Genomic DNA, 20135 nt, shown 5'->3' on the forward strand with positions numbered 1-20135 from the left:
CTGCCCCTACTGCGATCTTGCCACTGTCGCGGCCGATCGCCTGGCGATAAGCTTGAAACACCTCCGTAGGGGCGATGCATGATGCGTGAAACACGTTCGACCTGCCCCTACTGCGGTGTAGGCTGCGGCGTCATCATTGAATCGCAGGGCGATCAGATCACGGGCGTGCGGGGCGACCCGGACCATCCCGCCAACTTCGGTCGGCTGTGCACCAAGGGGTCGACCCTGCACCTCACTGCCACCGCACCTGTCACGCGGCAGACGCGCCTGCTGTATCCGATGCGGCGCGAGCACCGCCACGAGGCGGCGCAACGCGTGTCGTGGGACAACGCGCTGGACTTCGCCAGCGAGAGCTTTGCGCAGATCATCCGCGACCACGGACCGGATGCCGTGGGCTTTTATATTTCGGGCCAGTTGCTCACCGAGGACTACTACGTCTTCAACAAGCTGGCCAAGGGCCTGATTGGCACCAACAACGTCGACACCAACTCGCGCCTGTGCATGAGCAGCGCAGTGGCCGGCTACAAGCAGACACTGGGCGCCGACGCCCCGCCCGCCTGCTACGACGACGTGAATCACGCGCAGTGCATCTTCATCGTGGGCAGCAACACGGCTTACGCGCACCCCATCCTGTTTCGGCGCATTGAAGATGCCAAGGCCAAAAACCCGCAGCTCAAGATCATCTTCTGCGACCCGCGCCGCACCGACACGGCCGAGATCGCCGACCTGTACCTGCCCCTTCAACCCGGCACCGATGTCTCGCTGTTCAACGGCATGCTGCACATCATGCTCTGGGAAGGCTGGGTCAAGGCAGACTACATTGCGGCCCACACCAGCGGGTTTGAGGCACTCAAGGCCACGGTACGCGACTACACACCCGACCTGGTCGCCGAAACCTGCGGTATCAAAAAGGAAGACCTGTTCACGGCTGCCAAACTGTTTGCCACATCACCGGCCACCCTGAGCCTGTACTGCCAGGGCCTGAACCAGTCCAGCAGCGGCACCGCCAAGAACGCGGCGCTCATCAACCTGCACCTGGCCACGGCGCAGATCGGCAAGCCGGGTGCCGGCCCCTTCTCGCTCACCGGCCAGCCCAATGCCATGGGCGGCCGCGAGGTCGGCGGGCTGGCCAACCTGCTGAGCGCCCACCGCGACCTGGCCAATGCGGACCACCGCGCGGAAGTGGCCGCGCTCTGGGGCGTGCCCAGCGTTCCCGAAGCGCCCGGCAAGACAGCGGTCGAGATGTTCCAGGCCGCCGCCGACGGCGAGATCAAGGCGCTGTGGATTGCCTGCACCAACCCGGCCCAGTCCATGCCCGACCAGGCCACCGTGCGCCGCGCGCTGGAGCGGGCCGAGTTCGTCGTGGTGCAGGAAGCCTTTGCCACCACCAGCAGCTGCGATTACGCCGACCTGCTGCTGCCCGCCACCACCTGGGGCGAGAAAACCGGCACCGTCACCAACAGCGAGCGCCGCATCAGCCGTGTGCGGCCGGCCGTGCCCGCACCCGGCGAGACCCGGCACGACTGGTCGATTGCCGTGGCCTTTGCGCAGCGGCTGGAGAAACTGCTTGGAGCGCAGAGCCCTCACCCCAACCCTCTCCCAAAGGGAGAGGGAGTAATACAAGAGACACAAGAGACAAGCAATTCACCTTCTTCGCTCCCTCTCCCTCTGGGAGAGGGCCGGGGTGAGGGCGCGCGAACAGGCTCGCTCTTTCCTTATTCGCTAAGCGATGAAGCCGCTGGCGTTGAAACCATCTGGAACGAACACCGCGAGTCCACCCGCGGCCGCGACCTCGACATCACCGGCATGAGCTACGCCATGCTGGAAGAATCGCCCCAGCAATGGCCCCTGCGCGAAGGGGAAACCACGGGCAAGGTTCGCCTGTACGAAGACGGGATCTTCCCCACCGCCGACGGCAAGGCCCGCTTTGTGAACACCGTCTACAAGCCAGTAGCCGAGCCGCGCGAATCCCGCTATCCGTTCTCGCTGACCACCGGACGCCTGCGCGACCACTGGCACGGCATGAGCCGCACCGGCACGTTGGGGCGGCTGTTCGGCCATGTGGCCGAGCCCGCCATCCAGATGAACGCGCAGGACATGGCACGGCGCCTGCTCAATGAAGGCGACCTGGTTCACGTCACCTCCAAGCGCGGCTCCATCGTGGTACCGGTGCAGTCCAGCAGCGAAATTGGCATGAGCCAGGCTTTTGTCGCCATGCATTGGGGCGAGGAGTACCTGAGCGGCCGGTCCAGCACCGGCGCACCGCTGGCGGGCGTCAACGCCCTCACCACGTCGGCTTACTGCCCCACGTCCAAACAGCCCGAGCTCAAGCATGCCGCGGTCAAGATCCTCAAGGCCGAGCTGCCCTGGTCGCTGCTGGCCATGGCCTGGCTGCCCGAGGACGACGCGCTGGGTGCGCGGGAACAGCTCAAGCCGCTGATGGCGGCGTTTCCCTTCTCCAGTTGCGTGCCCTTTTCCAACAACACCCCGCTGGCGCAGAGCAGCCGTGAACGCACCGGCCTGCTGTTTCGCGCCGCGGCCGATGAAGCACCGTCCGCCGAAACGCTGGCCAGCATAGAACGCATCCTGGGCCTGGCCGGCAGCGATGCGCTGCGCTATGCCGACAAAAAGAAAGGCCAGCACCGCACCGTGCGGCTGGTTCGCAAGGGCGATCAGGCCGAGCTGGCCGGGTTTGTGCTCGCCGGGGACACCAGCGCCCAGGCCTGGATCAAAACCCTGCTGCAGGACGAGTTGCCCGCGCAAACCTACGGCCGCCTGCTGCTGCTGCCAGGCGCCAAACCGCCTGTCACGGTGCAGTCGCGCGGCAAGCTGGTCTGTACCTGCCTGAACGTGACCGACACGGCCATCGCCGATCACCTGACCGCAGTCAGCCACGGTGGGGGCGGCGCCGGCTACCTGGGCACCGACGAGGAGCGCTTGGCCTCGCTGCAAGGCGCGCTGAAATGCGGCACCAACTGCGGCTCCTGTGTACCCGAGCTCAAACGGCTGGTGCGCTCTGCCAGAAGTACGCAGCCTCCAGGGTCAGGGCTCGAAGGGCGTACGGTGATCCCGATCCGGCAGCTCGCTTAAGCTCATAATGAAAAGTTATCTTTCTTGACAGACAATTGCCGCATGGGCATTAGTCAGTACATCAAGGTCATTGGTCGTGGCAAGCAGGGCGCCCGCGCGATCACGCGCGAGCAGGCAGCCGACCTGTTCGGCCAGGTGCTGGACCGCACGGTGACCGATCTCGAAATTGGCGGCTTTTGCCTGGCGATGCGTATCAAGGGTGAGACGCCCGAAGAGATGGCGGGCTTTCTGGACGCCACGTACCAGCGGCTGAATCACCTGCCCGCCACCGAGCGACCCCTGGTTGTGCTCCCGAGCTACAACGGTGCCCGCAAGCTGCCGGTGCTCACGCCCCTGCTGGCGCTGCTGCTGGCGCGCGAAGGATTGCCGGTGCTGGTGCACGGCACCGCCACCGAGTCGAGCCGGATTTTTGCCTCAGACGTGCTCGCGGCCCTGGACATCCACGCACTGACAGCGACCAGAACCATAGCAAGCGGCGAGGTGGCCTTTGCCGCCACCGAGCTGCTGTGCCCGGGACTCAAGCAGTTGCTGGACGTGCGGCGTGCTGTCGGCCTGCGCAACCCGGCGCACAGCCTGGTCAAGATCATGAACCCCTGCCTCGGCAAAAGCCTGGTTGTCAGCAGCTACACGCATCCCGAGTACGCAATCTCCATGGCGCAGACATTCGAACTCATCCAGGCCAACGCGCTGCTGCTGCGCGGCACCGAGGGCGAAGTGGTGGCCGACGCGCGCCGCACACCGCAGATGGAAGCCTTTATCGCTGGCAAACGCACCCTGCTGCAGGCCTCGCAGCCGGGCACCCTGGCCAGCGTGCCAGACCTGCCCAAAGAAATCGACAGCGCCAGTACCGCCGCGTATATCCGCGCGGTCCTCTCGGGTACACATGCCGTGCCCGCATCGATTGCCCGGCAGGTGGAACATATCTTGCAACTGGTCTCGCAATTATGAAAAACAGCAAGGTCCGCCCCACCCCCGATGGTGAACACGTCCTGGTAGCCGGCGGCAGATGCCTGCTTGTGGGCGCTGGCCCGGGCGACCCGGAGCTGCTCACCCTCAAGGCCCTCAAGGCCATCCAGAATGCCACCGTGCTGCTGGTCGACGACCTCGTCAGCGACGAGATCGTCGCGTTTGCGCGGCCCGACGCACGCATCGTCCATGTGGGCAAGCGCGGCGGCTGCAAATCCACCCCGCAGGCCTTCATCGAAAAGCTCATGATCATGGCGGCCCGCGAAGGCGAAAACGTCGTGCGCCTCAAGGGCGGTGATCCCTTCATCTTCGGCCGCGGTGGCGAGGAAGTCGAGCACCTGAAGGCTGCCGGCGTGGAGGTGGAGGTCATCAACGGCATCACTGCCGGGCTGGCGGCGGTGACCTCGCTGGGCGTGCCGCTCACGCACCGCCAGCATGCACATGGCGTGGTGTTTGTGACCGGCCACGCCAAGCCCGGCGATGCCGGCACCGACTGGGCCGCACTGGCGGCAACGGCCGCGCAGGCCAGGCTCACCCTGGTGATCTACATGGGCGTGACGGGTTCACAGCACATCCAGGACCAGCTGTTGCAGGGCCTGCCCGCGGACACCCCAGTGGCCATCATCCAGAACGCCAGCCTGCCGGGCCAGCGCCATGCAATCACCACCCTGGCCACCATGCGCACCACGATAGCTCGCGAGCACCTGCAGAGCCCCAGCGTGATCGTGGTGGGCGATGTACTGCGCGGCGTGGCCCTGCTGGCCGAGCATCCGGAAGAGCAGAAGCTGCGGGAGTTTGGCTGAGGCTCTGAGACACTAAGGCGCTGCGGCTCTGAGCCCTGCAGTCCACGGTGTCCGTTGAGACATGCTGAGGCATGCGGTGGCGCGCAACGGCCTGCGGTGCCAGCAGCCATCGAACACAACAGAACGGGTGATTTGGCCCTTTTCCTTTTGCCTGACTCCACGCCTGCTACACGCCTGGAATACCGTCCCGTCCTGTCCCGAATCGCATCGCCCCAATGACCGAAAAATCGGTCTTCAGGGGCGCCCTCCCCGAATTTCATGGGTTTGACATGCAGACCGGCTATGCTCCGCATTTTTGATCGGACGATGCCCATGTCAATCCGTCTTCTGGCCGGTGCCCTGCTGGCGCTGGGTGTGGCCTGCGCCCAGGCACAAAGCTTCTCATTCGGCCTGTGGGGCGACATGCCGTACCACAAGGCCGGAGACGACTCCAAAATTCCCGCACTGCTCAAAAGCATCAACCAGTCCGACATCGCCTTCTCGGTGTACGACGGCGATATCAAGGACGGCAGTTCCAGGTGTGCCGATGACATTTACACCTCGGCGCTGGCCATGTTTGACCAGATGAAACGACCCCTGGTGTATGTGCCCGGCGATAACGAATGGACCGACTGCCACCGCCTCAACAATGGCGGCTACGATGCGCTGGAGCGTCTGGCCCATCTGCGTAAAACCATGTTCCCCACGTCCCGCAGCCTGGGCAAGCGCCAGATGCCGCTGATCCACCAGGGCCAGCCCGGTGAGAAGTTTGTTGAAAACACGCGTTTCAGCCACCGCGGCATTGTATTTGCCACCCTGAATGTGCCCGGCAGCAACAACAACAAAGTCCTGGACGAAAAAGACTGCACCAGCAAAAGCGCACGGACCACCACCCAGTGCGAAGCCAGCAATGCCGAGTACTTGGAACGCGATACAGCCAATGTAAGCTGGTTGCAGCAGGCGTTTCAGGCCGCCAAAGAAGGCAAGGCGCGCGGCCTGGTACTGGTGATTCAGGCCGACCCCGGTTTTGACCTGCCAGAGACCGAAGACAAAGACGAGAGCGAGGCCACGCGTGTCAGCGGCTACCGCAATTTCATCAACAAGGTGGTCGCCGAAACAGAGCAGTTTGCAGGCCAGGTCTTGCTGGTGCACGGTGACACGCATTTCTTCAAGGTGGACAGGCCGCTGTACAGCCCCGGCAAACTGCTGCCCAACCTGACCCGCCTGCAAACCTTTGGCAGCCCGCTGATTCACTGGGTGCGGGTCACGGTGGATCCGAAAAATCCAAATGTTTTCACCATCCAACCGGTGATCGTGAAGCAATAGGCGAACAACCCCGCAGCACAAGCGACAAGCCGCCATCCCGGCGGGCTACACTTCCGTGTCTTGAAAAGCGCAGCTGTCGGCCACAGTCTGACTGCAGAATTTTCCGGTGCGCAGGCCAAAACCGCCACCGCAGGATCGCTATGATTCTTATAGCTAATTTCGCTTGTACTACTTGGGCTAGAGGCCAATTTGACTCAGAAATTTGATGTGATGGTGATCGGCGCAGGTGCGGCCGGGCTGTTCTGCGCCGGGATCGCGGGCCAGCTGGGCCTGAAGGTGCTGCTCGTCGACCACAGCGAGAAGGTGGCGGAAAAAATCCGCATCTCGGGCGGCGGCCGCTGCAACTTCACCAACCGCGATGCCACGCCCGCGCAGTTTCTCAGCGAGAACCCGCATTTTTGCCGCTCCGCGCTGTCGCGCTACACACCCCAGGACTTCATCGAACTGCTACAGCGCTACGGCATTGCTTTCCATGAAAAACACAAGGGACAGCTCTTTTGCGACCATTCGGCCGAAGAGGTGATCAATATGCTGCTGGCCGAGTGCGCAGCCGGTCAGGTGACGCGCTGGCAGCCCTGCAGCGTCAAAAGTATGGTGGGCCCCGAGCAGACGGGCACAGGCAGCTATCTGATGCAGAGCGACCGCGGCCCGATTGAAGCCCGGCAAGTCGTGATTTCCACCGGCGGGCTGTCCATTCCCAAAATCGGCGCCACCGATTTCGGCTACCGCATAGCCACGCAGTTCAAGCTGCGGCTGGTGGAACCCCGGGCCGCCCTGGTGCCACTGACCTTTGATGGGGATGGCTGGGCGCCTTATGCCGGGCTGGCCGGCCTGGCGCTGCCAGTGCAAATTGACACCAACCCGCCGGAAGCCACAGCCAAACAGCGTAAAAAAGCAGTGGTCTTTTCAGAAGACCTGTTGTTCACCCACCGCGGCCTGAGCGGCCCGGCGGTGCTGCAAATTTCCAGCTTCTGGCGCGAAGGCCAGCCAGTGCGCGTCAACCTCGCGCCCGGCGTTGATTTGCCCGCGCTCTTGCTGCGCGCCAAGGCCACATCGAAAAAGCTGATCGCCAACGAACTGGCCAGCCTGGTGCCCAGCCGCCTCGCTGACGCCTGGGTCAGCCGCGACCCGGCACTGCAGCGCCCCATCAGCGAGGCCACCGACAAGGCCCTGCTGGCGCTGGCGCAACGCCTGGCCGACTGGGAACTTGTGCCCGCCGGCTCGGAAGGCTACAAAAAGGCGGAAGTCACTGTGGGCGGCGTCGACACCCGCGACCTGTCCTCGCAGACGATGGAGTCGAAGCAGCCGGGACTGTATTTCATCGGCGAAGTGGTTGACGTGACCGGCTGGCTGGGCGGCTACAACTTCCAGTGGGCCTGGGCGTCGGCTTTCGCCTGTGCACAAGCCCTGCCAGCGCGGCAAGCTACGCTGCCTGTCTGATTTTCGCCTTGCGAAGGCGCTGGAACTGTCCTTCAGGACGAAGGGATTGGGCGGGCATCGTAGAGGAGCAGTTTTCCGCTGCGCAACACAAGAGAAAATGGAAAGCGCGAGAGCCCGTTTTGGCGCAGGGCCGCCCCAAGCCAAAACAGCCCCCCCCTGGGGGGGCAGAGAGCTACACGAAGTGAGCGACCGTGGGGGCTCTTCCCTCCAGCCGGGGCCGCGGGACTGGCTTTGCCAGACCGCAGGCGCAGCGGCCCCCTCGGGGGGCAGCGAGTTACGCGAAGCGAACGAGCGTGGGGGCCACATTTCTGGTCTATAATCCAAGGCTTTGCTAGCAAACCCGCATCTGGCCTGATCCTGATCAGATCACTTAAAGATGCACCTTTTGGATCAATTCATCAATGACCACTATCCGTGTAAAAGACAACGAGCCCTTCGACGTGGCTCTGCGCCGTTTCAAGCGCACCATTGAAAAACTCGGCCTGCTGACCGACCTGCGCGCCCGCGAGTTTTACGAAAAACCAACGGCCGAGCGCAAGCGCAAGAAGGCAGCCGCCGTCAAGCGTAACTACAAGCGCATCCGCGCCATGCAGTTGCCCAAGAAGTTGTACTGATCCCCGATCGGTAGCGCCTCACGGCCACCCAAAGCCCGCCAGAGGACGCTCTAGCGGGCTTTTGTGTTTTTGGCACCTGCTGCCGGGCCTTGCCGCTTTCACCCTGCCCCCTGGCTTCCCCATTCCCCTGCCCCATTCCCCCACCGCCCTCAGGAGCCCGCAATGTCACTCAAAGACCAGATCACCGAAGACATGAAAACCGCCATGCGCGCCAAGGACACGGAGCGCCTGGGCACCATCCGCCTGCTGCTGGCAGCCATCAAGCAAAAAGAGGTTGACGAGCGCGTGGTGCTCGACGATGTGGCGGTGGTCGCCATCGTCGACAAACTGATGAAGCAGCGCAAGGATTCCATCGAGGCGTTCCAGAAGGCCGAACGCACCGACCTGGCCGACAAGGAAGCGGCCGAGCTGAAAGTGCTGCAGGCTTACCTGCCCGCGCGCCTGAGCGCCGACGAAGTCACTGCCGCGGTGAAAGCCATCGTGGCCGAGCTGGGCGCCAGCGGCCCCGGTGACATGGGAAAGGTCATGGGCGCCGTGAAGACCCGGCTGGCGGGCAAGGCCGACATGGGCCAGGTGTCTGCCGCGGTCAAGGCAGCACTGGCCGGTTGAGCCTGCGCTACTCCACCCGCGCTACTCCACCCGCACAGGCACCGATACCGGCTCAACCAGTGTTTTTCCCGGGTTGACGTTGTCCATGAAGTCCAGCTTCAGGGTGTAGGCACCGCTCGGCGGCGCCAGCCATACCTCGGACTGGCCATTGGCAAAATTCATTTCCGCCGGCTTGAGGCCACCCTGAGGCGTCAGCGTCAGCCGAAAATGGCCGGTGTCCTTTTCTTTTTGGCTCAGATGAGCGACGTTGAGCCCGGAAGCCTGAAATTGCACCCTGAAAGGCGACTTCAGCCGCGCATCCGGCGCCATGTTGAGCAGGCTGATGCCTTTTTTGACAAGGCTCTTGGGGTCCACGTCCTTGTTGTGGCGCGTCACCGTGATATTCAAGGGCTTGCTGTAGACGAAATGCGGCAGGTGCTTGTTATCGGCCAGCAGCAGCCGCAGCGAATAGACGCCTGGCGCCAGGTTCAGCACCGTCTCCATCTGCCCCTTGCCAAAGTGGATGTACTGGTCATTGAAAGGCAGGGCCTGCTTGAAGTCGAGCGGCAGTTCGCGATTGACCAGCAAGTGGTGGTGGCCGCTTTTTCCTGCGATGGGCTTGCTGATGGGCGCCAGCCCCCAGCCACCCGCCAACCCGAAAGTCATGCGAAACGGCGTTTCGATTTTCGCGCCGTCCTGCAGGTTGGTGAAATAGGCCTCAGCAGTCAGCCGGGGCAACGCCGCTTGCCAGGGATGCAAGGGCGCAGCAAGTGGCTGCGCCAGATTGGGTACCGCCAAGGCAGACTGCGCCCGGCATAAGGGAAGTAATGAAAACCAAACCGCAAGGGCAGAGGTAATTACTACTTTTTTATTCATTTATTCCCTCAAGTACCCGCCACTTTCATACGATTTACTAACATTGAGCCGACTGATTTTGACCCATAAGTATACATATCGGCCCCCACGGCCTCAATCCCCATCAGCATGGCCTTGAGGTTACCGGCAATGGTGATTTCTTCAACGGGGAAGGCAATCCGGCCGTTTTCGACCCAGAAGCCGGACGCACCGCGCGAGTAGTCGCCGGTCACGTAGTTCACGCCTTGCCCCATCAGTTCGGTCACAAACAGCCCCCGGCCCAGCTTGCGCAGCATGGCGTCCAGGTCATCGCCTGTCCGCGTGTGGCGGCTGGTCAGCGTGAGGTTGTGCGAGCCGCCGGCATTGCCGGTGGTGCGCATGCCCAGCTTGCGCGCTGAGTAGGTGCTCAGGAAGTACCCCTCCACCCGCCCGGCGTCCACCACCCTGCGGGCGCTGGTTTTCACACCCTCTTCGTCAAACGGCGCGCTGCCCTTGCCCTTCATCAGGTGCGGGTCTTCGTAAATGTCGATGTGCCTGGGGAAAGCGGCCTTGCCCAGGCTGTTCGCCAAAAACGTGCTTTTGCGGTAAAGCGCACCGCCGCTGACAGCCTGTACAAAACCGCCCAGCAGGCCGGCCGCCAGAGGTGATTCAAACAGCACCGGGCACTGCGTGGTGGGAATTTTCCGGCTTCTCAGGCGCGCCAGCGCGCGCTCGGCGGCATAACGGCCCACCGCCTCGGGGCGGGCCAATTCGTTGGCGTCGCGCATGGAGCTGTACCAGGCGTCGCGCTGCATCTGGTTGCCCTTGCCCGCGATGGGCGCCACCGAAATGCTGTGGCGCGAACTGGCATAGCCGCCGCGAAATCCCTTGGTATGGGCACTGAAGAAATGGCTTTGCTGGGCCGACACGCCAGCCCCCTCGCTGTTGGTGATCAGCCGGCTGGTGCCCATGGCCGCGGCTTCGCATTGCAGGGCTAGGTGAGCCGCCTCCTCCGACGTGATGGCCCAGGGGTGGAACAGGTCCAGCGCCGGGTACTCGCGGGCAATGTCGCGGTCGTCGGGCAGGCCCGAGGTCTCATCTTCCGCGGTAAAGCGCGCAATGTCGTAGGCCGCCTTCACGGTCTGCTGGATCGCAGCTTTGGAAAAGTCGCTGGTGGCCGCGTTGCCGCGCTTTTTGCCGATGTACACCGTGATACCCAGTGACTTGTCGCGGTTACGTTCCACGTTTTCGAGTTCACCCTTGCGCACGCTGACGGACAGGCCGCAGCCCTCCGACGCTTCGGCCGCCGCATCGCTGGCGCCCAGCTTCTTCGCATGGTCCAGCGCAGTGTCCACCAGCTCCTCGAAAAAGTCGCGGTGGTAGCTGAAACCGGATTCAGGCTGGCGGGTGGTGCGGCTCTTCAGGCCGGAAACGCTGCCGGCTGAAGGGGTGGAATGGCGGGTGGAAGGCTTTTGGGTCATATGGGTAGCTATGATACTGACTGCTATGAACACCAAGACTACCAAGGCCATCAAGGGATACTGGTCCAACGGCCGCTTCGTCAAACCCGAAGAAATCGCTGCCGAAGAAACAGGCCCGCCGAGCAAAACCCAACTGAAAGCCGAGGCCGATGAAAAACAGGCCCTGGGCGAAGCCCTGCTGACCCTGCGCGCCGACCTGATGGCGCGCCTGGATTTGCCCGACAAACTGCTGGATGCGCTGACCGAGGCCAAAAAAATCACCAACTTCGAGGGCAAGCGCCGCCAGATGCAGTTCATCGGCAAGCTGATGCGCCCTCTCGATGCCGGCCCGATCCGCGAAGCCATCAACGAGCAGCAAAGCGGCTCGGCGCAGCTCACGCTGCAGTTGCACCTGGCCGAGCAATGGCGCGACAAGCTGATCGCCGATGACGACGCGCTGGGCACGTGGCTGTCGGAGTATCCCGGCACCGACTCGCAGCAGCTGCGCGCACTCATCCGCCAGGCCCGCAAGGATGCCAAGCCCGAAAAGCCCGGCGAAGCGCCGCGCCATGGCAAGTCCTACCGCGAGATTTTCCAGCTGGTCAAGCAGGCCATGGCACCGGAGGCAGACGCATGAGCCGCCGGGCCGCTCCCAAGGCGAATGGCACCGCAGTGCGCAGCGCGGAGGTTAAGCAATGAGCGCGACCCCGGCCTCTGGCATGTACGATGCCGTCAAGGTGGGGATCGTGTCGGTCAGCGACCGTGCGTCGACCGGCGTCTATGTCGACAAGGGCCTGCCGGCACTCAAGGGCTGGCTGACCCGCGCGCTGCGCAACCCCATCACCTTTGAGGAGCGCCTGATCCCGGACGAGCAGGCTGGTATCAGCGCAACGCTGATCGGGCTGGTCGATGCCGGCTGCTCGCTGGTGCTCACCACCGGCGGCACCGGCCCCGCACTGCGCGACGTGACGCCAGAGGCCACACGGGCGGTGGCCCACAAGGAAATGCCCGGTTTTGGCGAGCAGATGCGGCAGATCAGCCTCAAATTTGTGCCGACCGCCATTCTGTCGCGCCAGTGCGCGGTGATTCGCGACCACAGCCTGATCCTCAACCTGCCGGGCCAGCCCAAATCAATCCAGGAAACGCTGGAAGGCCTGAAAAATGAAGCCGGCGAGTCGGTCGTTGCCGGCATCTTTGCCGCGGTGCCGTATTGCATTGACCTGATCGGCGGCCCCTACCTCGAAACCGATCCGGCGGTCTGCAAGGCCTTCCGGCCCAAGTCGGCAATTCGTACTCCGGGTACCCCGGGCACACCGGCCCCATGACGCCCGCCGCGCCCTCGGCCATCGCCACCGCCGCGCAATTGGCGGCGGGCAAGCTTGACGCCACCACGCTGCTGGCCGACACCCTGGCGCGCATTGATGCGCAGGATGCTGCGCTGGGCGCCTTTGTCGCGCTGCTGAACCCCGGCGCCGCGCGCGAGCAGCTGGGGCGACTCCAGGAAGCCGGCGGCCCGCTGCAGGGCCTGCCGGTGGCCGTCAAGGACATCTTTGACACCGCAGGCCTGCCCACCAGTTACGGCTCGGCACTTTACGCTGGCGCCCAACCGCGTTGTGACGCGGCCATCGTCAGCGTGATCCGCCGCGCTGGCGGGCTGGTGATCGGAAAATCAAGCACCACGGAATTTGCCTTTCTGCATCCCACCGCCACGCGCAACCCGAATGCCCCGGGCCGAACGCCGGGCGGTTCCTCCGCCGGGTCGGCGGCTGCAGTCGCGGCGGGTCTTGTGCCTTTTGCGGTTGGCACCCAAACCGGCGGCTCCGTCATTCGCCCCGCGTCCTATTGCGGCGTCACCGGCTTCAAGCCCAGCTTTGGCCTGTTGCCGACGGCCGGCCTCAAATGCTTTTCATGGTCGCTCGACACCGTGGGCCTGTTTGCCCGCAACGTGGCCGACGTGGCGTGGTTTGCGCAGGCGGTGAGCGGACACGCGCTGGCGCTGCCGGCCGCGCAGGCGACACCCGCAAAGTCCTGGGTGGTGGGCGTGCCCGACTCTTACCCCTGGGGGCCGGTATCGCCCAGCGCCCAGCGAGCGATTGAAGCCGGCAGCCAGGCCCTGCGGGCCGCCGGCGCCAAAGTGCTGGGCATCACCCTGCCGGCCTGGATGAAGGACGTCCATGAAGCGCAGGATGTGATCCAGGGCTACGAAGCCTGGCGTGCGCTGGCGCGCGAGGTCGACCAGCTGGCCCGGCAACCCGAGGCGCTGTCGACCATTCTGCGCGACTACCTCATCACCGCAAGCCGGATCAGCGCGCCAGCTTACGAAGCCGCGCAGCAGACCGCGCGGCAGGGCCGACAGGCCTGCGCAGACTGGTTTGGCCAGTTTGATGTGCTGATGACGCCCAGCGCCCCCGATGAAGCACCGCCGGGCTATGGCAGCACCGGCAGTTCCATGTTCAACCGCGCCTGGACGCTGCTGGGTTTGCCGTGTGTGAATGTGGCGGGCGCCGTGGGCGTGAACGGCTTCCCGATGGGCCTGCAGGTCATTGGCGCTCCCCACGCAGACCGTGCCTGCCTTGAAGCCGCCGACGTTCTGGAACGATCGCTGCGCGCGACTTGAACGCGATCTGAAAAACCGGTTGTCCTGGGCTTATTTTCCGACCAGTTGGTTCAGCTTGTCCGCTTCAAAGGTCTCGTGCAGCGCGGCATCCTTGGGTACGCACTCCCGGGTGCTGGTGGCCTGAGGCCCGGAAAGCTTTTCAATTGCCTGCCAGAGCATCGAGATCTGGTGCTCCTGCCCCGCCGCGCTGTCGATCAGGCCGCGCATGGCCTGCGACAGCGGGTCGTCGTTCTGCGTGACGCCGTAGGCTGAAAAACCCATCTGGCTGGCCGCCATTTCGCGCTTCACGTCGGCGTCCGCCTGGATCACGCGGGCCGGGTTGCCCACGGCGGTGGCGCCTGCCGGCACCGGCTTGACCACCACCGCGTTCGAGCCGATCCGGGCACCGTCGCCCACCGTGAAGCCGCCCAGCACCTGCGCGCCCGCGCCCACGACCACATCACGCCCCAGCGTGGGATGGCGCTTGGCGCCCTTGTAGAGCGAGGTGCCGCCCAGCGTCACGCCCTGGTAAATCGTGCAGCCGTCGCCGATTTCGGCGGTTTCTCCCACCACCACGCCCATGGCATGGTCGAAAAACACGCGCTCGCCAATTTTGGCGCCGGGGTGAATCTCAATGCCGGTGAACCAGCGCGAGAGATGCGAGATGAAGCGGCCCAGCCATTTGAAGCCGTGGTTCCAGCACCAGTGCGCCCGGCGGTGCAGCACCAGCGCATGCAGGCCCGGGTAGCAGGTCAGCACTTCCCAGGCCGTACGGGCGGCGGGGTCCCGCAAAAGAATGCACTGGATGTCGGAGCGAAGTCTGGAAAACATGGCTCCGAGTCTACTGGGGGTCCAGCGTGTCTGCTGGCGCAGGCGTTTTGACCGCGGACGGCACGGCTTTATTCGCCGTCCTCGACATGGCCTTGGCCACACCGCGCAGGATGTGGATCTCTTCAGGGCTGAGCTGCGCCCGGTTGAAAAGCTGGTTCAGTCGCGGCATCAGTTTTTTCGGTGAGGCCGGGTCCAGAAAACCAATGTCGGTGAGCGCTTCTTCCCAGTGGCCGAGCATGCCGGCCACCTCGGCGGCGTCCGCCAGTTTGGGCTCGGGTGTAGCCGGCTGCACGGCAAAACCGCCCAGCGCCTGGCGCCAGTCATAGGCAATCAGCTGCACCGCGGCCCCGAGGTTGAGCGAGCCAAACTTCGGGTCGGTTGGAATGCTCAAGGCCACATGGCAGCGGTACACATCGTCGTTTTGCATGCCAAACCGTTCGGAACCAAACAGGAAGGCCACCGAATCGGGCTGCAGCCCTTTATTTTCGGGCGACGAGGGCTCATCGTTTGATAGCAATTTGCTGAAGTGCTCGCGCGGCGCGCGGGTTGGCGGGCCAAAGTCGCGCGGCGTCATGGCGGTGGCGCACAGGTGCGACATGCCATCGAGCGCCTCATCCAGCGTGGCCACGATACGGGCGTTTTTCAGGACGTCGAGCGCGCCGCTGGCCCGCTGGATGGTTTCTTCACGGTTCAGCACGTTCGCCCAGCGCGGCGCCACCAGCACCAGGTCGTCAAAGCCCATGACCTTCATGGCGCGCGCGGCAGCGCCCACATTGCCGGCGTGGCTGGTGTTGATCAGGACAAAACGGGTTTTCATCGGTAAATGTTGCAGTGGAAGGCTGTCGCCGTCGTGTTTCGGGGGGCTATTCGGGCGATGCCGGTAAAATGAGGATATTGTCGCCTGCCCCGGTTACCGGGCCGCAGTCCTGGTCGCAGCTTTCTGCCCGCTCTTTCTTACCCTTTATGCCCAGCAATCTACACCCCATGCTCAACGTGGCCATCAAGGCTGCGCGCGCCGCCGGCGCCATCATCAACCGCGCCGCCCTTGATGTCGAGGCGGTTCGTGTCTCGGTCAAGCAGACCAATGATTTCGTCACTGAAATCGACCAGGCCGCTGAAGCCGCGATCATCGAAACCCTGCTGACGGCCTACCCCGGCCACGGCATCCTGGCCGAAGAATCGGGCAGCGAGCATGGCGCCAAAGACTCCGAATTCGTGTGGATCATTGACCCGCTGGACGGCACCACCAACTTCATCCACGGCTTTCCCGTGTACTGCGTCAGCATCGCGCTGGCCGTCAAGGGCAAGATCGAGCAGGCGGTGGTCTACGACCCTACCCGCAACGACCTGTTTTGCGCCACCCGGGGCCGCGGCGCCTACCTGAACGACCGCCGCATCCGCGTGGCCAAGCGCACCCGGCTGCAGGAGTGCCTGATCTCCACCGGTTTTCCTTACCGTCCCGGCGACAGGCTCAAGCCCTATCTCAACATGCTGGGCGAGATCATGAGCCAGTGCGCCGGTGTGCGCCGTCCCGGCGCGGCAGCGCTGGACCTGGCCTATGTCGCAGCCGGCTACAGCGACGGCTTCTTTGAAATCGGCCTCAAGCCCTGGGACGTTGCGGCCGGCTCGCTGCTGGTCACCGAAGCCGGCGGCCTGATCGGCAACCTGACCGGCGAAGCCGACTTCATGGACCATGGCGAATGCCTGGCCGGCAACCCGCGCATTTATGGCCAGATGGTGACCACCCTGGCCAAATACAGCAAGTTTGCCGGCGCCGCCCAGAAGATGCAGGTCGCACACGCTGTCGAGCGCTCCGGCGACCGTCCGGTCGTGGATGGAGCCGAAGAAGAGGCCGAACCGGCCCCGGCGGCAGACACCAGCGCCGCATCGCCGCCTGCGCGAACCCTCACCCGCGCGCGAAAAATACCTGCCGCCGGCCCCAAGCTCTGAGAGCTCCCGGTGAGGCCTCCTTCAGCCACACCATGAAGCAACCAGCCCGCAACGCCGCCCTGACCGGCCAGCGCCGGCAAAAAAACGGCGCCGCACCTGCCGCGGCTGCGCTTGCCCGAAAGTAAAGCTGCGGACTAGAATGACCTCGGAACCACGTAGCGCTGCTGCGGTTCTATGCCAGTAAGGTGCCCACCCGGCAGGCAGTCGATCTGCCCGGGCGGGTTCGGAGGACCTGAATATGGCGAACAACAGCCCAGCCCCGGCACCTGCGCCGACCCGCGCCGCAGTCGCTGGAATTCGGGCGCTGTTTTGGCCTTTGTCCCTCATGATGTCTGTCGTCGTGGCGCTGACGATATGGGCCATTGTTGAAAGCCAGGACCAATACCGTGAACGAGAGGCTGCCCGCATCGAAGCCATGGCCGACCTGCGTGCCGGCCAGGTTGCCACCTGGCTGCGGGAGAATCTCGGCCGGGTAGAGTTCGCCGGCCGCAGCCCGATGGGTGAAACCTACCTGCTCTGGCGCAATGTGGGCGACACCGCTGCCCATGAACGGCTGCTGGACCGCCTGTCCAGCTTTCACAAGGCCAGCGGAGGCCACAGCGTGCTGGTGATGGACGACCAGGGCCAAGTCGTCGCGGGCACGACCAATGCAGAACAGCAGGCGCCGCCCCTCTTGCGCGATGCGGCGCGGCGAGCCATCGACAGCAACAAGCCGCAGTTCACCAACCTCTACGGGCACGATGGCGCGCCACCGGCACCGCGGATTGACGTGGTGGCGCCGTTCACACTCACCGGCAAGCCGGCGCGCGCGGTGCTGGTGGTGAGACTCGACCCCCACGTCTTTCTGTTTCCGACGCTGCGCGAATGGCCGCTGCCCAGCCGCAGTGCGGCCTCCGTGCTGGTACGGCGCGAAGGCGATTTTCTGGTCGAGCCCAATTCAGGGACCCGCCTGCCGCTGTCCTCGCCCGACCTGCTGGCGGCCAAGGTTATACGCGGCGATGCGCCGCTCGGTCGGGCCGTCGACGCACTGGATTTCCACGGCCAGCCGGTGCTCGGCGTGGTGCGCCCGATAGCGGGAACAGATTGGTTTCTGATGGCCAGGATGGACAGCGGCGAGGCCTATGCCGACGCGTGGCGCAATGCACTCTGGATCGCCGCTGCGGGCATGCTGGCCCTGCTTGCGACTGGGGCTGGCGCCTACTGGTTCCGCGAGCGCCAGGCCCTGCAGTTTGCGCGCATCGAACGCGCCCACCAGGAAGAGAAATTGCGCGCGCTGCAACTGCTGGATGCCATCGCGCAGGGCTCGACCGACTCGATTTTCGCCAAGGACAGGACCGGCCGCTATCTGCTGTGCAACAAGGCGGGTTGCGAGGCCTTGGGCAAAACAATGGAAGAAGTCATAGGCAGCGACGACCGCGCGCTGTTTCCGCCCGCTGAAGCCGCCCGCCTGGCCGCCAGCGACGCGCAAGCCTTGACGCAGGGCCGCACCATCAGCTACGAGGTGGAACTCACCACCCCGCGCGGGCTGTCCACCTTCTTCACGACCAAGGGCCCCTTGCGCAACACAGCGGGCGAGGTGACTGGCGTCTTCGGCATCTCGCGCGACATCACCGAGCGCAGCCGCATCAGCGCTGAACTGGACCTCCACCGCCATCACCTGGAAGAACTGGTCAAGGAACGCACGGCAGCGCTGGAGCGCACCGTCAGCGACCTGGAAGCCTTCAGCGCCAGCGTGTCGCACGACCTGCGCAGCCCGCTACACACCATCGGCGGCTTTGCCACGCTACTGGAACGCTCGGAAGCGTCCGCGCTGTCCGACAGCGGGCGTCACAAATTGGCCCGCATCATCGCCGGGGCGGCGACGATGGACCGCATGATCCAGGACATCCTGGCGTGCTCACGCGCCGAGCGCGTGGAGATGACCTTCCGGCCGGTCGATCTCAACGAGCTGGTGGGCAAGTTGGTGCGCGAGCTGGCGCCGGCCTGTCCGAACAGCCACATCAGCGCCGGCCCGCTGCCCGTGGTGCAGGCCGACCCGACGCTGATGGGCCAGGTCTTCAACAACCTGATCGGCAACGCGCTGAAGTTTTCCGCCGGGCAAAGCCCGCCGCGCGTGGAGATCGGCACGCAGGAAGGGCCGGACGGCACCGAAATTTTCGTGCGCGACAACGGCGTGGGGTTCGATGCGGCCCAGTCGGACAAGCTGTTCGCGCCTTTCCAGCGCCTGCACCGCGCTGAAGATTTTGCCGGCACCGGCGTGGGCCTGTCCATCGTCAAGCGGCTGATCGAGCGCCATGGCGGGCGCATCCGTGCCGAGTCGACGCCGGGCGAACGTACGACCTTCGCGTTCACCCTGGGGCCGGCCGCGCTGGCGCATCCATAGGATAATACGGGGCATTCCACGCAAAGCCCGGCTCGTTCCGGCCACCTTCGCACCTTCTTCCACCAGCCCCGTCGCGGCAGTCCAAAAAGCGGCGTGCGCCAATCACACGGGTTACGTCTTGTTTCGTCTGGGCTGACGCTCTGTAGGGCTGTACACCTACAGCGACCCCACTGATGACAAACAATGAATGTCAGTTACCATCAAAACATAACCAAACCCCGGTGCCGGCAACCCCTCGCGTCACCCGGAAATTCTGAAAACCCATGTCCAAGTCCACGTCCACGATGTCTGAATCTTCTTCACAACCAGTTACCACGCCTGTAGCCGATGCTGCCCTGATGCGTGAAGTCGCCGAACTGGTGGTCTCCTCGCTCAACCTGGAAACAGCGGCCGCCGACATCCAGCCCGACGATGCCCTGTATGGGGACGGCTTGGGCCTCGATTCGATCGACATCCTCGAGATCGCGCTGGTGGTGTCCAAACGCTACGGCCTGCAGCTGCGCGCAGACAATGAAGACAACACGGCCATCTTCCACTCGCTGCGCAGCCTGAGCGAACACATCGCGCTGCAAAGAACGAAGTGAAACCCGGCTTGATGGCAACACTGCTGCGCGGCACTCGCTGGGCGGCCATTGCCACCTTCTGCGCCGGCTACCCCATCCTCTCGCACCTGGCAGCGGCGGATCCCAGTCCGGACCTGTTTGACGCGGCCGTGGCCATTGCGCCGCTGATCGGCCTGGCGCTGGTGCTGGCCTGGCGGTCGCCGCAAAGGGCCTGGATGCTGCTGCTGTGTCTGGCGGGCTCGGCCACCCTCTACGGCATGGCGGGCTGGCTGGTGCAGCACTACAACTGGGTGTTTCTGCTGCAGCATGCAGGCATACAGGCCTTGCTCGGCCTGGCCTTCGGCCGCACACTGCGCGCCGGCCAGGTCCCCATCGTGTCGCGTTTCGCGGCCATTGTGCATGGCCACCTGTCACCCGCGCTGGCACGCTACACCCGTCAGGTCACCTGGGCCTGGACGCTGTATTTCGGCGTGATGACGGCCCTGTCGCTGCTGCTGTTCTGGCTGGCGCCGGTTGCCGTCTGGTCCGCCTTTGCCAACCTGCTGAACCTGCCTTTGTTGATCCTGATGTTTGCGGCAGAGTACGCGGCACGCCTGTTCCTGCTGGCGCCCGCCGACCGGGCCGGTCCGCTGGAGGCCATCCGCGCCTACCGGCAGGCCAGTTCGGGCGGGTTGCCGCCCTCTTCCTGAGAAGTTCCTGAGAAGTCGCCTTT

General features: G+C 64.4%; 18 protein-coding genes. 14 read left to right on the forward strand and 4 right to left on the reverse strand.

The genetic code is table 11. From position 1 onward, the window contains the following. Window positions 1–81 precede the first annotated feature (81 nt). The 7 genes from BPRO_RS16395 (at window position 82) to BPRO_RS16425 (ending at window position 8827) form a co-directional block, all read left to right on the forward strand. Window positions 82–3090, forward strand: a complete 3009-nt coding sequence (locus BPRO_RS16395; RefSeq protein ID WP_041389949.1) for a nitrate reductase — start codon at window positions 82–84, stop codon at window positions 3088–3090. Window positions 3091–3132: 42 nt separating this feature from the next. Beyond that, complete coding sequence (gene ybiB / locus BPRO_RS16400; RefSeq protein ID WP_011484189.1) at window positions 3133–4038, forward strand: DNA-binding protein YbiB; 906 nt, start codon at window positions 3133–3135, stop codon at window positions 4036–4038. Beyond that, window positions 4035–4859, forward strand: a complete 825-nt coding sequence (cobA, locus tag BPRO_RS16405) for a uroporphyrinogen-III C-methyltransferase (protein ID WP_011484190.1) — start codon at window positions 4035–4037, stop codon at window positions 4857–4859. Before ybiB ends, cobA begins: the two co-directional genes overlap by 4 nt. A gap of 312 nt (window positions 4860–5171) precedes the next feature. Further along, complete coding sequence (locus BPRO_RS16410; protein ID WP_041389951.1) at window positions 5172–6164, forward strand: hypothetical protein; 993 nt, start codon at window positions 5172–5174, stop codon at window positions 6162–6164. 210 nt (window positions 6165–6374) lie between these two features. Further along, window positions 6375–7604 (forward strand): NAD(P)/FAD-dependent oxidoreductase, encoded by a 1230-nt coding sequence (locus BPRO_RS16415; protein WP_081430524.1) that lies wholly within the window; start codon window positions 6375–6377, stop codon window positions 7602–7604. Between the two features lie 401 nt (window positions 7605–8005). Continuing rightward, window positions 8006–8218, forward strand: coding sequence for a 30S ribosomal protein S21 (rpsU, locus tag BPRO_RS16420; RefSeq protein WP_011484193.1), 213 nt, complete (start codon window positions 8006–8008; stop codon window positions 8216–8218). Between the two features lie 162 nt (window positions 8219–8380). Then, on the forward strand, window positions 8381–8827 hold the full coding sequence (locus BPRO_RS16425; protein WP_011484194.1) for a GatB/YqeY domain-containing protein: 447 nt from the start codon (window positions 8381–8383) through the stop codon (window positions 8825–8827). Window positions 8828–8848: 21 nt separating this feature from the next. On the opposite strand, the gene BPRO_RS16430 is transcribed toward BPRO_RS16425, so the two are convergent. Both BPRO_RS16430 and pmbA read right to left on the reverse strand, forming a co-directional pair. Further along, entirely contained in the window at window positions 8849–9604 is a 756-nt protein-coding gene (locus BPRO_RS16430) for a DUF4399 domain-containing protein (protein ID WP_232291416.1), read from the reverse strand. 86 nt (window positions 9605–9690) lie between these two features. Then, window positions 9691–11121, reverse strand: coding sequence for a metalloprotease PmbA (pmbA, locus tag BPRO_RS16435; RefSeq protein ID WP_011484196.1), 1431 nt, complete (start codon window positions 11119–11121; stop codon window positions 9691–9693). Between the two features lie 25 nt (window positions 11122–11146). On the opposite strand from pmbA, the gene yjgA reads away from it, so the two are divergent. Genes yjgA through BPRO_RS16450 form a run of 3 tightly spaced genes read left to right on the forward strand, consistent with a single transcriptional unit; the run spans window position 11147 to window position 13717 of the window. After that, window positions 11147–11737 carry a ribosome biogenesis factor YjgA gene (gene yjgA / locus BPRO_RS16440; protein WP_011484197.1) on the forward strand — a complete coding sequence of 197 codons (591 nt, stop codon included), beginning with the start codon at window positions 11147–11149 and terminating at the stop codon, window positions 11735–11737. Between the two features lie 58 nt (window positions 11738–11795). Next, the gene (gene mog, locus BPRO_RS16445) at window positions 11796–12425 is read left to right on the forward strand and encodes a molybdopterin adenylyltransferase (protein WP_011484198.1); all 630 of its coding nucleotides are present in this window, start codon (window positions 11796–11798) and stop codon (window positions 12423–12425) included. Then, window positions 12422–13717: an amidase gene (locus BPRO_RS16450; RefSeq protein ID WP_011484199.1), complete on the forward strand. Its 1296-nt coding sequence runs from the start codon at window positions 12422–12424 to the stop codon at window positions 13715–13717. Before mog ends, BPRO_RS16450 begins: the two co-directional genes overlap by 4 nt. Before the next feature lie 30 nt (window positions 13718–13747). Here the strand turns inward: BPRO_RS16450 and cysE are convergent, their stop codons facing one another. Beyond that, window positions 13748–14527 carry a serine O-acetyltransferase gene (gene cysE / locus BPRO_RS16455; protein WP_011484200.1) on the reverse strand — a complete coding sequence of 260 codons (780 nt, stop codon included), beginning with the start codon at window positions 14525–14527 and terminating at the stop codon, window positions 13748–13750. 10 nt (window positions 14528–14537) lie between these two features. After that, complete coding sequence (locus BPRO_RS16460; protein WP_011484201.1) at window positions 14538–15344, reverse strand: RNA methyltransferase; 807 nt, start codon at window positions 15342–15344, stop codon at window positions 14538–14540. Window positions 15345–15490: 146 nt separating this feature from the next. Here BPRO_RS16460 and BPRO_RS16465 point away from each other — a divergent pair, with 146 nt between their 5' ends. The 4 genes from BPRO_RS16465 to BPRO_RS16480 all read left to right on the forward strand — a co-directional run bounded on the left by BPRO_RS16465 (window position 15491) and on the right by BPRO_RS16480 (window position 20112). Further along, on the forward strand, window positions 15491–16477 hold the full coding sequence (locus BPRO_RS16465) for an inositol monophosphatase family protein (protein WP_011484202.1): 987 nt from the start codon (window positions 15491–15493) through the stop codon (window positions 16475–16477). Between the two features lie 325 nt (window positions 16478–16802). Next, complete coding sequence (locus tag BPRO_RS28045) at window positions 16803–18860, forward strand: sensor histidine kinase (RefSeq protein ID WP_049764134.1); 2058 nt, start codon at window positions 16803–16805, stop codon at window positions 18858–18860. A 263-nt stretch (window positions 18861–19123) separates the two neighbouring features. Continuing rightward, window positions 19124–19444, forward strand: a complete 321-nt coding sequence (locus BPRO_RS16475; protein ID WP_011484204.1) for a phosphopantetheine-binding protein — start codon at window positions 19124–19126, stop codon at window positions 19442–19444. An 11-nt stretch (window positions 19445–19455) separates the two neighbouring features. Next, window positions 19456–20112: a membrane protein gene (locus BPRO_RS16480; RefSeq protein ID WP_041389956.1), complete on the forward strand. Its 657-nt coding sequence runs from the start codon at window positions 19456–19458 to the stop codon at window positions 20110–20112. Window positions 20113–20135 lie beyond the last annotated feature (23 nt).

Source organism: Polaromonas sp. JS666, assembly GCF_000013865.1.
Classification (GTDB): Bacteria; Pseudomonadota; Gammaproteobacteria; order Burkholderiales; family Burkholderiaceae_C; genus Polaromonas.